Source organism: Acinetobacter sp. YH01024, from assembly GCF_013420195.1.
Lineage (GTDB): Bacteria > Pseudomonadota > Gammaproteobacteria > Pseudomonadales > Moraxellaceae > Acinetobacter > Acinetobacter amyesii.
This window is the reverse complement of record NZ_VOYQ01000066.1, coordinates 1-12296: the sequence shown is the minus strand read 5'-3', so window position 1 is coordinate 12296 and position 12296 is coordinate 1. Positions and strand designations below refer to the sequence as shown.

The 12296-nt window shown below is 44.7% G+C and carries 11 protein-coding genes; 1 reads left to right on the top strand and 10 read right to left on the bottom strand.

The features are described 5' to 3' along the window. The first annotated feature begins 167 nt into the window (after positions 1 to 167). Complete coding sequence (locus FTT88_RS16135; RefSeq protein WP_180005485.1) at positions 168 to 362, top strand: hypothetical protein; 195 nt, start codon at positions 168 to 170, stop codon at positions 360 to 362. 18 nt (positions 363 to 380) lie between these two features. Here the strand turns inward: FTT88_RS16135 and FTT88_RS16130 are convergent, their stop codons facing one another. The 10 genes from FTT88_RS16130 to FTT88_RS16085 form a co-directional block, all read right to left on the bottom strand. After that, a complete protein-coding gene (locus FTT88_RS16130) occupies positions 381 to 782 on the bottom strand; it encodes a Na+/H+ antiporter subunit G (protein WP_180012110.1) in 402 nt (133 codons plus the stop codon). A gap of 12 nt (positions 783 to 794) precedes the next feature. Beyond that, a complete protein-coding gene (locus FTT88_RS16125; protein WP_078189410.1) occupies positions 795 to 1070 on the bottom strand; it encodes a monovalent cation/H+ antiporter subunit F in 276 nt (91 codons plus the stop codon). After that, a complete protein-coding gene (locus FTT88_RS16120; RefSeq protein ID WP_168378198.1) occupies positions 1067 to 1588 on the bottom strand; it encodes a Na+/H+ antiporter subunit E in 522 nt (173 codons plus the stop codon). Before FTT88_RS16120 ends, FTT88_RS16125 begins: the two co-directional genes overlap by 4 nt. 1 nt (position 1589) lies before the next feature. Then, complete coding sequence (locus FTT88_RS16115; RefSeq protein WP_180021481.1) at positions 1590 to 3398, bottom strand: monovalent cation/H+ antiporter subunit D; 1809 nt, start codon at positions 3396 to 3398, stop codon at positions 1590 to 1592. After that, a complete protein-coding gene (locus FTT88_RS16110; protein WP_078189407.1) occupies positions 3398 to 3763 on the bottom strand; it encodes a Na+/H+ antiporter subunit C in 366 nt (121 codons plus the stop codon). Before FTT88_RS16110 ends, FTT88_RS16115 begins: the two co-directional genes overlap by 1 nt. Before the next feature lies 1 nt (position 3764). Beyond that, a complete protein-coding gene (locus FTT88_RS16105) occupies positions 3765 to 6605 on the bottom strand; it encodes a monovalent cation/H+ antiporter subunit A (RefSeq protein WP_180174096.1) in 2841 nt (946 codons plus the stop codon). Positions 6606 to 6947: 342 nt separating this feature from the next. Further along, positions 6948 to 8351, bottom strand: coding sequence for an AAA family ATPase (locus FTT88_RS16100; RefSeq protein WP_180174095.1), 1404 nt, complete (start codon positions 8349 to 8351; stop codon positions 6948 to 6950). A gap of 46 nt (positions 8352 to 8397) precedes the next feature. After that, positions 8398 to 9900, bottom strand: coding sequence for a UvrD-helicase domain-containing protein (locus FTT88_RS16095; protein ID WP_180009538.1), 1503 nt, complete (start codon positions 9898 to 9900; stop codon positions 8398 to 8400). A 9-nt stretch (positions 9901 to 9909) separates the two neighbouring features. Continuing rightward, complete coding sequence (gene hisIE, locus FTT88_RS16090; RefSeq protein WP_078189402.1) at positions 9910 to 10692, bottom strand: bifunctional phosphoribosyl-AMP cyclohydrolase/phosphoribosyl-ATP diphosphatase HisIE; 783 nt, start codon at positions 10690 to 10692, stop codon at positions 9910 to 9912. A gap of 97 nt (positions 10693 to 10789) precedes the next feature. After that, positions 10790 to 12091: an NAD(P)/FAD-dependent oxidoreductase gene (locus FTT88_RS16085; protein WP_180174094.1), complete on the bottom strand. Its 1302-nt coding sequence runs from the start codon at positions 12089 to 12091 to the stop codon at positions 10790 to 10792. Positions 12092 to 12296 lie beyond the last annotated feature (205 nt).

Below are 12296 nucleotides of genomic sequence, written 5' to 3'. Positions count from 1 at the left end.
GCCATACTGGCAGGGCTTTCAATACTATTGAACACTCTTCAGTTGTTGTCAGAGTATTCGTCTGATGAGCTGAATGCGATTGCTCAGATCGCATTCAATTTATAAAAAATGTGTAGATACCTATGCTTTTAAGGGGGGGAGGATGTCAAGAATTGGCGAATCTTGAGATGAGTCAATATCAGCCTAAATGGTCTGATCATTTTCAAAGTAGTTATGAAACAAATATGCTGATTGATTTAGCTGAAAAATATGGTTTAAAAACGACGCCATATAACCAAAAGCGTTTGCAATATATGGCTCAAAGTAGCGTATTTGAAAAAATGTGGATGCGAATCAAAGAATTTTTTAGCTCGAAGACATAAACAAAACTGGATCTGGAATTAATCCAGATCTTCCGGTTTTGAATGGATTTTAGAGTGAAAGGCACGGCGCCGAGTTCGTTGCCAAGGAAGAGGGCGATTGAGCGCTTCTGGTGCATCACCACTCATCGAGCGCAGTCGTAAATGTAATGCCGCTTGTGCCATGAGGTTTGCAGAAACCGGTGCTGTAATAAAGGCAAAGAGCGTGATCAAGATCTCTGCAAAACCAAAACGGCCTTGAAATGCCGCATAAATAATTGCAGCGATTAGAAAACTTCCTAATCCTAAGGTGCTCGATTTGGTCGGTGCGTGCAGACGCATAAATAAGTCGGGTAGGCGAACCATGCCAATACCGCCGACCAACATGAAAAAAGCGCCAATAACCAAAAAAATCGAGACCAAAATTTCCATGACTAATTGCATATTAATGGACTCCTAGTCGATCACGTGGCCAGTGGTGAAATAGCGTGCTAAAGCGGCTGTAGACACAAACCCAAGCATGGCAACCAATAATGCCCCTTCAAACATTGATGTACTTGCCCAATAAATACCTAAAATGACAATTAAACAGGTAGCATTTAAGAATAAGGTATCTAAAGCAAGTAGCCGGTCTACGATTGAGGGTCCCATCACCAAGCGGATGAGGCACAGTAACATCGAGATCGTCACAGCAACTAAACAGATGCCAAGCGCATACGGTAAAATTGTCATGCGGATTCTCCTGTATCAGCGCCAAAAATGAGGATGAGAGGGCGTTCATAGCGCTCTTTAATGGTTTGAATTTCCGCTTCAGGATCATCCGTGCTCAGCGCATGGACCAAAATATCACCACGATCTTGGTCAATCCCGGCAGACACCGTACCGGGTGTGGTGGTGATGATCATCGCAAGTAAAGAATTGACTTCCTCATGCTGTGTATCGAGAGGGACACGGAACCATTTCGGGTGCAGTTTATGTGTCGGACCAAGGACGAGTTTTGCAACATGGATATTACTGACAATAATATCCCATAACACCACAAAGAATAATTTACATGCTGCCAGCCAGTTGATATTCGGCGTTCGGTCAATAAAAGGGCGAACCAATCGCGGAATAACAATGGCTAAAACCAAGGCCATACAGAGTGTGGCCGCATCTAGACTGTGCGCCAACATCACCCAGCTCAGACCAACCATGACTGATACCAATGGATGCGGAAACCAGCGATTTAATACAGATGTTTTCGCCATGTTAAGGTGCCTCCATCGGTTTTAGTTGGGTCTCTTCAGGTAGTTTTTCTTCTTGTTGCTGTCCCTGAATTTGGCGTTGCTTGTACTCAGAAATATGCTTGCCATGTAGAGTTTCAGGTGCGATCAATGCAGGAATGAGGTGTGCATTTGGATCGGCTGATTCACCACCATATTTGGTTTCAGGTAAATTTTCAGGATCATAAGGTTGAACACTGATGATTTGGCCTTTTTCATCCTTTTTCAGTAGCAACGATTCATATAATGGATTGTCTTGAATTTGCTGTGCAGTTTTGTAGGTATAGTCATAGATCGGCGCAGCAAAAACCATATATCCCACAAGCGCTGTTAACAGCAGATAAATGGTTTTGTCATTACGAAGCGGTGCCTTATTCGGCAAAGCCTGATAACGCTGATATTCTTCAGTATCAATATCATCTTCTGGGCGAGATGAACGCCAGAAAAGCACAAAACCAACTCGGGTGAATGCGATAATACTGAGTAAACTCACCAACAATACGATCAAAATAATCATGATTTGGTAAGGTGAGTTTGCCGTTGCTTGTAAGAGAAATACTTTACCTAAAAAGCCACTAAAGGGCGGTAGACCAGCCATCATCAACGCAATGATGAAATAGCAGACAGCAACGGTATTATGCTGTTTCATATGGGGCGCAATTTTAAAATGATCTTTAAATTCGCCACGTTGTGAGGTAATCCAACCCGAGAGAATATAAAAAGCTGCACCAATGATGGTACTGTGAATCAGGTAGTAAAGCCCCGCAGCCCATGCATCCGTATTAAAGAGTGAAATCGCAACCAATATTGTCCCGATAGAAGACAAAATCATAAAACCGACAAAACGACGTAAACGATCGGTTCCGATAGCACCATAAGCACCATAGAGCGAGGTTACTAAGCCAATCGGTAACAGCCACTGTTGTAAGATTTCACGGCTAATCCCATCGTCAAACACAGTACCATTGACACGGAGAATGGCATAGATGCCGACCTTAGTCATGATGGTGAATAAGGCTGCGACAGGCGTGGTTGCCACAGCATAGGTCTTTGGTAACCAGAACCCTACAGGCAGCATTGCAGCTTTGATGCCAAAGACGGTAAACAGTAACAATGCACCAGCCACTGCGATACGATGTTGATCCGCTTCAAGCAAAGGCATAAGTCGTGCAACATCAGCCATATTTAAGCTACCTACACTGCCGTAAATCATCCCGAGTCCAATCAGGAAAAGGGCAGAGGCAAATAGGTTAATGGTGACGTAATGAATACCCAATTGAAAACGTGCTTTGCCTTGGCCGTGTAAGAGCAAAACGTACGATGCCATCAACAGGATTTCAAAGAACACAAACAGGTTAAATAAATCGCCTGTCAGGAACGCACCACACAAACCCATCAGTAAGAAATGGCACATGGCATGGAAATAACGACCACGTTCGTCCCATTCTTTGCTGGCAAACCACATCACTGGCACAGCAAGTCCATAGGTTAGCACCAACATGAAAGCAGAGAGTCGATCTAAGACTAAAACGATGCCGAATGGTGCGGCCCATTCACTCAAGTTATAAACCAAAACTTGACCAGAGCTGGCGATCATCAAATAACTGATAGATGTGATCAGCCCGAGAATGCCTGAAACATAACTGATTCCACGACGCCAAGGTTGTCGCCAGTCATGCGCCAAAGAACCAGAGCCGGGGTTGCCCAGCAGGACTAAAATAAATGCAGTAATTGCAGGAATTAAAATACTGAAAATCGGGCTATGCGTAGTCCAAAATTGGATGAAGTCATGCATTATGGCTCATCCTCCCGCGGGTCAATTTGCGGTATTTCTTCTTTGGAGTCCACATGATCTGTTCCAGTTTCATAGCGGCTACGCAGAGCCAATTGTACGATAAAGGCAGTGGTCGCAAAGCCAATCACAATGGCGGTCAGGACCAAGGCTTGTGGTAAAGGATCGGTCGCTTTGGTGGTTTCAGTTAACACGGCAGGTGCGTTGACATGAATACGCCCCATGACAAATAAAAATAAGTTCACGGCATAGCCAATCATGGCTAAACCCAGTACGACAGGAAAGGTACGTGCCCGCAAAATCAGGTAGACCCCTGTTGCAGTCAGTAAGCCAATGGCTGAAGCGAGTAAAAATTCTAAACTAATCATCTTATTCGCCTCTTGGAACTGGACCAGACATACTCGAGTGACGCGAGTCGCCTAAGACGGAAATCATTAACATCGTCGCGCCCACAACGGTGATGTAGACACCTGTGTCGAAGAGGGCAGCGGAGGCAAGGTGCATTTCACCTAAAATGGGTGGCGATACATAGATATGAGCACTGGTCAGGAATGGACGCCCCCATAGCCAAGCCGCGATACCTGTCAGCCCCGCAATGGTTAAACCAATACCAATCCAAACTTCATATAAGCGACCTGATTTTGCACCAATCAGTTGTTCAGCACGGTCTTGGCCGAGCGCAATATATTGAATCACTAAGGCTAAAGAGGTAATTAAGCCTGCAATAAAGCCACCGCCTGGTAAATTATGACCCCGTAGGAAAATATATAAGCTGATGACGAGTGCTAAAGGCAAAATCCATGATGATGTAATACGGAACATCAGTGGTGACGGATTAAAACGATAGGTCAGACCTTGCGTAATGGTGGTACCATGAGCACGCATACCATCCATCATGCACAGCGTACCAATTGCGGCAATTCCCAGTACGGTAATTTCACCAAAGGTATCGAAGCCACGGAAGTCGACCAAGATCACGTTGACCACATTGGTACCACCACCAAGTGGGATGGATTGCTGCATAAAGAACCATGAGATGGAATTATGATCGCGGGTCATGATCAGCCATGAAATCCATGCGATCCCTAAACCTGCAATAATCGCAATTATTGCATCTCGCCAACGACGAGACACACTCGACTCATAAGGTGTGAGCTGTGGTAATAATGATAAGCTCATGAGTAAGAGCACGGTGGTCACCACGTCAACAGTAATCTGTGTCAACGCTAAATCGGGAGCGGAGAAACAGATAAACACCATGGTCACAACTAGACCGACTGCACCACTGATGAGGACGGCTTTAATCCGTTCATGGTGGAACCAAAGCATCATCCAACATGCAGAGAATAATAATAGCCATAGAACGATCGCGATGACCGGTGCATGTACCAGTTCACGGCTGCCTGTGCCGATGCCTTGCAGCCAAAATGGAACGATGACGATGGCCACACTAAAGATCAAAATCCATAATAAATAGCTTTGTAATTTGCCATTTTCAGTAAAGCGACGGAACTTTCTTGAGCTGAGTAATAGATGCTTTAAAAATAAGTCGAACAGCACTTTACCTTGTAATCGACCCAAAAGTGGATCTAAGTCGATCCGGCGTAATTTGCCGCCCTTCGCCAATGCGAAATAGAAAACTAAACCACCCAAGAGTGCAATCACGCTCATCAAAAGGGGGGCATTTAAGCCATGCCAAATCGCTAAATGTGTACCTTCAAACGTAGGGTTTTGAATACTCGCACGTGCTGTGCTGTTGACTATATGCTCAACCAATAATGCAGGGAAGAGTCCAACTAAAATACATAGAGCAGCCAGTAAGGTCGCAGGAGCACGCATGCCAAACGGTGGTTCATGCGCTTCTTTATTGGGAACTTCTTTCCCTAATGGACCATCAAAAAATACCCCATGAACCAAACGTACCGAATACGCGACAGCAAAGATACCGGCAAAGGTGGCAATGATGGCTGACACGATCATCACTGGCCCAGTCAGGTTGGCTAATAGTTCAGTAAAGAACATCTCTTTAGAAAGGAAACCATTGGTTAATGGGACGCCTGCCATAGAGGCCGCAGTGATCATGGTCAGCGTTGCTGTAAACGGAAGTAATTGCCATAAACCAGAGAGTTTTCGTAAATCACGTGTGCCTGATTCGTGGTCAATAATCCCTGCGATCATAAACAAGGCTGCTTTGAAGGTCGCATGGTTAATGATATGGAAAATGGCAGCGGAAACTGCGAGGGGAGAGCCGATCCCGAGTAAGCAAACAATCAGACCTAAATGACTGATGGTGGAATAGGCTAACAGCCCTTTTAAATCTTCTTTGAAAATGGCAAAGAAGGCCGCCATACATAAGGTAAATAAGCCAATAAAGGTGACCAAGTTGTGGTACAACGCCGCGCCTGCAAAGATCGGCAATAAGCGCGCAAGCAGGAAAATTCCGGCTTTCACCATCGTGGCAGAGTGAAGATAAGCCGAGACGGGGGTCGGTGCTGCCATGGCATTTGGCAACCAAAAATGGAAAGGGAACTGCGCACTTTTGGTAAATGCCCCCATTAAAATTAATAGCAGTGTGGGCACAAAAAGCGGATGCTGCTGAATTTGGCTACTCATCGTCAGGATTTGGTCAATCTGATAGGTGCCCGTGATTTGCGCCAACAGAACAAAACCACCCAACATACATAGACCACCCATGCCTGTAATGGTTAAAGCCATTCGAGAGCCACGCTGAGCAGCGTCGTAATTACTCCAATAACCGACCAACAGAAAAGATGAAATACTGGTGAGTTCCCAGAAAATGAGTAATAAAATTAAATTATTGGACAATGAAATGCCGAGCATGGCAGCCATGAACAGCATCAATAAAACATACAGTTTACTGAGCGAGTTCTTTGGACTTAAATAATAGTAGGCATAGATATAAATTAAGGTGCCGATCCCGGTAATGAGCAGGGAAAACAATAAGCCCAGTGCATCGAGACGGAAACTGAAATCTATGCCAACTTGAGTGAGCCACGGCCAAGTTTGAATGATGGTTTTGCCATTAAAGACATCTTGAGCCTGACTCAATAATAAAACTAAACTGCTGAGGCTGACGCCAATCGCCCCTAAAGCTGTTACCCCGCGAGAGAATTGCTTCAACCACGAGACAAGTGTTGTGCCTAGTATTAACGGTAACAATATAATAATCGGTAGCACACTCGTATCCATTGTCATGATTAGGCGGTGAAACCTAGGTGTATTTCATCTTTCAAGGATTACAGGACAGCAAAGAGCAGTCCAAAAATTCAATCTTGAAAGCCATGTGTGTCAAAAAAATTAAAAACAAGCTGTGTTGCGCAACTCGTAAAGCGATAGCAATTTCCGATGTTACTATGAAAATTGCAAATAAAACCGATCATATTACATGCGTAAAACAACATCAATCTTTTTTATGAACCACTTACACATTATACGCCTGACGAAACTGTCTAGACATCTATTGCGGCCTTGTTGCTGAATATTTAAACATCGAGGCTATGGATTACGCTCACTTAATCAGCCTCAGTATTTTTAACTTAGCGGTTGGATCGTAACGTCCTGATCACCCCGCTGTGATAAAGCCCTAACCAATTCTTGTTGCTGTTGCTCGGTCAGTTGCGTCTGGATTAATTGCAACATGTGCTGGATCGTATCTGGGCTGTTCAGTGGCTCATTTAATTCAGTCTCTTCAGTTTTGGCTGGAAGCGATACCTTTGATCCGAGTTGCAACTGCTGATAAATCTGATCATAAGTTTCTTGTAGTTTTTCAGGCTGAATCTCACTGAGCTTTTTATTCTGTAGTTGTAAGCACTGAAAACGAGAAGCCTGTTCCAGCAGTTCAGGACGGTTGCCGCTGGCAATGATTTGGAGTCGTGGAAACGCTTGATTTAAACGGGTCAAAATCACTTGAGTCATGTTTTGATCGAGTTGGTGGTCTATGGCGTCGATCAATAAAATACCGTCACCTTCTTGGCACGGATATAAGCTATGAGGATTGAGTAGGCACAGGCGACGCACAATATCACCAATTAAGGCCACAAGGTTGCGGACACTATTCGACAACTGTTGAAACAACATGTCTTTGCCTTGATAGCAGACCATTAACTGTAATCTAGGGTGATATTGCAGATAAATATTGGTCACATTGGGCAACACGGTCTCTAAGGCTTGTTTTAATGATCTGAGTGACGGCGCGTGTAGATCGGCCTGAGCTTGCGCCAGTTTTTGTCCAAAAAGTGGCGTGTCAGATGTGTTGGATGAGTCAGTTGGGTTTTTTGGATGTAATAAATTTTGAATTAATTCGGCACTTTGTGCATTTTCTATATCGGATATTTCTCGAAACCACTCAAAAAAACGAATAAACGTGGTAAAGGGAATGGCCGAGATTTCATAGGCATGTGAAGGCTGAAAAATAGCAGGATTATTTTTATTGAGAATATTTACGTCGTTGACGAAGCGTTCAGCAGGGTAATAGGCTATAAGCGGCAGCCCTTGTAACGGATCGGCTTTGAGGGCTTTTTGATACAGCGCAACCATCGATTCTAATTGCTGTGTTTCGGCCTTACTGAGGCCGACGCCTTGACTATTTAAGGTTTTATACAATTGCCATGAACAACATTGTGGGTCTTGGTCTTGTTGATCACTTGAAAGCTGAAATGCGCCAATGTCTTCGGGAAAACTGACTTGAATATCAAGTTTCGATTGCAAGCGATTTAACATGATGTCTTGATCGAGCATTACCACGCCTGCGGTGCGTAAATCTTTATAGCGTGCAGCGAACCAAGTGAGGGCCTGGTAACTAAAGCGCAGTAGGGATGTTTTTCCGGAGCTTTGATCACCCAAAATTAAGGTAATCGGCAGATCGTGATAATTAAAATTGAGGGTGATATCAGTAAAATGAAGGGTGTGCTTGAGTTGAATCGATTGTATTTTCATGGTGCACCTTTTACTGATTTATTGTTTATTTACCTTTTTCATCATACTAGCTGACCGCCTGTGCCAAAGATTTTGGCATTTGACGTTTTAAATGCTGCATCAAGTCATAAATATGATGGATATTTAAACTTACTTTAGCACGTGTGCAGGCCACGTAAAGTAACCGTAACTCTTCGTCACTAATTTTATAATCTTTATCGTTGAGCTTAAATTGGTAGTCATCTTCAATATGCACTCGATCCCATTCTAAACCTTTGGCTTTATGGGCGGTCGAGATGATGTAGTCGGCTTGATCTATCGGGGTGATTTTCGCCAGTGCCTTTTTCAGCGGGTCAGTACCGTGGTCATCGACCAACTTCACCAGCGGTTTAATATCGCTGCCGTCATTGGTCTCGCAATATTCATGTACATCATGCCAAGAGTTAAACCAGGCAAGCTCTGGGACATCGACTACGCGTTTGCCTTGCTTGAGCATGGCTGCGGCATCCACAAAACGATTGAGCCGCGCATGATCTGCTTGCAGGCTAACTTTTTCGCCCTTAACCAAACCCGCTAATAACAGTTCCATCGCACGTGCATTGGTACGACATAAAATGGCATCGCGCATCTTGGTATGTGGTTTATTGACCACTTTAGAGTTGAGCTGCGGATTACCCAATAAAGGCACGGTTTCGTTCAATGCGCCCAGTAGAGCATTGGCGTTCAAGGCAATTTCTTCACCAAAACGGAAAGACGTGGTTAAACGGGATTCGGGTAAAGGGAGTTGCTGCATGGCATTGACTGCGCCACGCCATGCATAAATTTGTTGATGCGCATCGCCAACATAGATGACTTGGGTATTCCGCTGTTTCAGTAAAATCCCCAGCATTAGTGGGTCAGCATCTTGAGCTTCATCGAACAGCACATAATCCGCAGGAATATTCGGTTCAGACAAAGCCCAAAGTTTTAAATAAATATCGTGTCCAATCCCTGCTGCATGGTTCGGATCAATCGACTCTAACCAACGACGTTCAATCGCAGGATATAAGTGCTTTTGTAAGCTTTCGATATCGTCAGGATGCAACCAACTCGGTGCTTGTAGATGTCGTGGGGCAGGGTACTGTGAACTGGTTGAACAGAAATAACTGACAGCGTTTGCTACCAGACTCGCCAAACGTGATGGCATGAGCACATATTTTTCATAACGACCACCCATCATACGACGTAGGGTGATCGGTTCTAGTCGATATTCTTTGGCAATAAAACTGGGGCTTAAACGCGGTAGACGCAGTTTGTCAGTCACTCCACGTGGAACACTGCGATAGGCCAATGAGTGGAAGGTGCGACAGTCGACATTTTGATGAAAACGATTCTGTGCTTCGGTGGCAATGGCTTTGTTAAAGGCCAAGTACATGCCACGCCGCTGAGGCATGGCATCACTGATCATTTGGAGTGTAGTGGTTTTACCTGTGCCAGCATAGGCAATCACTTTAAATGATTTTCCAAGACGTGCGTTATCTATGGCAGTGGCCTGCTCATAGGTCGCGGTCGGTTTTTTAAGCTCTGGCACGGTTGCGTCTTAGTGCTGACGGTTGGCTTTTTCAACCAAACCGGAAAGGCCTTGACGACGAGCGAGTTCGTTAAGTACCAATTGAGGATCAATATCGAAATAACCCAACATCACAATGGTATGGAACCAAAGGTCTGCCACTTCGTAAATTAAATCGTTTTTGTTGTCTTCATTGGCTTCGATTTTAAAATCTTTAGCGGCAATGATGGTTTCAACACTTTCTTCACCGATTTTTTCTAAAATTTTATTCAGGCCTTTATGGTAAAGCTTCGCCACATAAGAGGACTCAGGATCGGCTTGTTTGCGTTCAGCCATCATTTTACCTAAGTAGTCGAGTACTTCGACTTGCTCAGATTGTGCATTGGATGCATTCATCGCAAGGGTATGTGGATTTGCTGATTTTGCGCCATAAATTGCAGCCGGATCTTTTAATTGCGCATCGACAATTTCCCAGCCATTGGCAGTAAGCTTGCGGTAGAAGCATGACTCACGGCCGGTATGGCAGGCAATGCCGCCATGCTGTTCAATCTGCAGCACAATCACGTCAGCATCACAGTCCAAACGGATTTCATGCACAGTTTGGAAATGGCCAGATTCTTCACCTTTATGCCATAACTTATTGCGTGAACGTGAAAAGTACACCGCTTGATTTTTTTCTGCAGTTTGCGCCAACGCTTCACGGTTCATCCATGCCACCATCAAAACGCGTCCGCTTTGATGATGCTGTGCAATAGCAGGCACTAAGCCTTGTTCGTTAAATTTTACTTCATCGAGCCATTGCAGGTTGTTCATGAGGATTTCACCAATTCAAAAATCAAAAAATAAAATGCTGCAGCATTTGAGCAGCATCATAGTGTAAGCCATCAAGAGAATGATGGGGAGTTTATTCTTAATCAAATTTTAAATTGCGCAGTTCAGCAGCAGAATCATCTGCAGGCTTACGGGCAATGTCGGCATAATTCATTTGTCCAAATGCACCTGTTTTTAAGCCAGAAATCGTGATGGCCATTTCTTTGCGGAAAAACGGCAGCTGATACATGGCACGAAATGAAATATCACGCAGCGGTGCTGTCCAGCGATGATGTGATTGATAAAACGGTGTCAGTAGGCGGCTAAAAAATTGGTAAAACCGCACGGACGGCAACCGCAGTTGATGATACTGCTGCCAGAGGTTTTGCAGTGAGAAATCCTGTTGATATTGAAGCAGGGCTTGACTGATGGCCCATGCATCGAGCAGCGCCATATTGGCACCTTGTCCAAGCTGCGGACTCATGGCATGAGCCGCATCTCCTAAGATACCGATACGACCTTCACCAAGTTTGCTCAGCACCACATCACGATAGTTGGCAGACAGCCATTGCTGCGGATCATCTGGATGTGGAATCACATGCGCTAACCATTCTGCAACACTCAGCCAGCGTTTCGAAACTTCAAGCAACCATTGCTGCTGTGCGCTTTTGGTTTTTAAGAATCCTTCTAAATCTGCTGTAGGTAGACTCCAGAAAATGCTCGAAAGGCGCTGTTCAGGCTGCGTTGGAATTGCTCCCGTAGGCATTACACCCATCATGATGTTGGAGCGGTCATAGAACTGATGCAAGATCTGCGGATTCAGCACTTCGCATTCAGGCACGATGATCCACTTTGCACCCCAAGGGTAGGCTTGGTTGAGCTTTTCCCATGCTTTAGGGCGTAAATGGCTGCGTGCGCCATTGGCGATCAACACGAGATCAAATTGACGTTGAAAGGATTGATCTGCGGATTGTCCAATCACGTTTATACCGTCACTGGACTCTTGAAGTTCATGTACCTCATGCGCCATGCACCACTCAACGTGTTGAGGATATTCACGGACTTTGGATGCAAGGACATGACAGAGTGTGGCACGGTGAATGCCGAGTCCATATGAACGTTCATCGGCTTGTCGATAATGACTGTTTATCAGCAAGTCACCGCCAGCCAGTTGACCTTCCAAACCTGTTACCAAAGCGCCAAGGCTTAAGGCGTGTTCCAAAATGCCTAAATGTTCGAGAACTGCCAGTCCGGCAGGTTGTAATAATAATCCTGCACCCACAGGTTCAAGTTGTGAGACTTTTTCATATAAGCAGATCTGATGGCCTTGAGCAGCAAGCATTGCAGCAGCAGCTAATCCTGCCGTACCTGCACCGATGATGGCAATGTTTTGAGTTTTCATTGTTTTAAAAGTTGATTTTATCTCAGCCCAATGTATCAAAGATGCTGCATAAAACCCAATAAAAAAGCCCTCATTTTGAGTAATGCCAGTCAGTTAAGAGATTGACTGGCTTTTTCTTGGGTATTTTTGAGGTTTTCCTTTTACAACCCTTGGATAACTCCTCACTCTTCTCTCAGGTATAACATACCGATTAGATTTCTCCATT

Excerpts from the sequence above, each read along its gene's own strand:
- FTT88_RS16105 (WP_180174096.1), bottom strand. The coding sequence starts at position 6,605 with ATGGATACGAGTGTGCTACCGATTATTATATTGTTACCGTTAATACTA.
- FTT88_RS16085 (WP_180174094.1), bottom strand. The coding sequence starts at position 12,091 with ATGAAAACTCAAAACATTGCCATCATCGGTGCAGGTACGGCAGGATTA.
- FTT88_RS16120 (WP_168378198.1), bottom strand. The coding sequence starts at position 1,588 with ATGGCGAAAACATCTGTATTAAATCGCTGGTTTCCGCATCCATTGGTA.
- FTT88_RS16110 (WP_078189407.1), bottom strand. The coding sequence starts at position 3,763 with ATGATTAGTTTAGAATTTTTACTCGCTTCAGCCATTGGCTTACTGACT.
- FTT88_RS16130 (WP_180012110.1), bottom strand. The coding sequence starts at position 782 with ATGCAATTAGTCATGGAAATTTTGGTCTCGATTTTTTTGGTTATTGGC.
- hisIE (WP_078189402.1), bottom strand. The coding sequence starts at position 10,692 with ATGAACAACCTGCAATGGCTCGATGAAGTAAAATTTAACGAACAAGGC.
- FTT88_RS16115 (WP_180021481.1), bottom strand. The coding sequence starts at position 3,398 with ATGCATGACTTCATCCAATTTTGGACTACGCATAGCCCGATTTTCAGT.
- FTT88_RS16135 (WP_180005485.1), top strand. The coding sequence starts at position 168 with ATGAGTCAATATCAGCCTAAATGGTCTGATCATTTTCAAAGTAGTTAT.
- FTT88_RS16100 (WP_180174095.1), bottom strand. The coding sequence starts at position 8,351 with ATGAAAATACAATCGATTCAACTCAAGCACACCCTTCATTTTACTGAT.
- FTT88_RS16125 (WP_078189410.1), bottom strand. The coding sequence starts at position 1,070 with ATGACAATTTTACCGTATGCGCTTGGCATCTGTTTAGTTGCTGTGACG.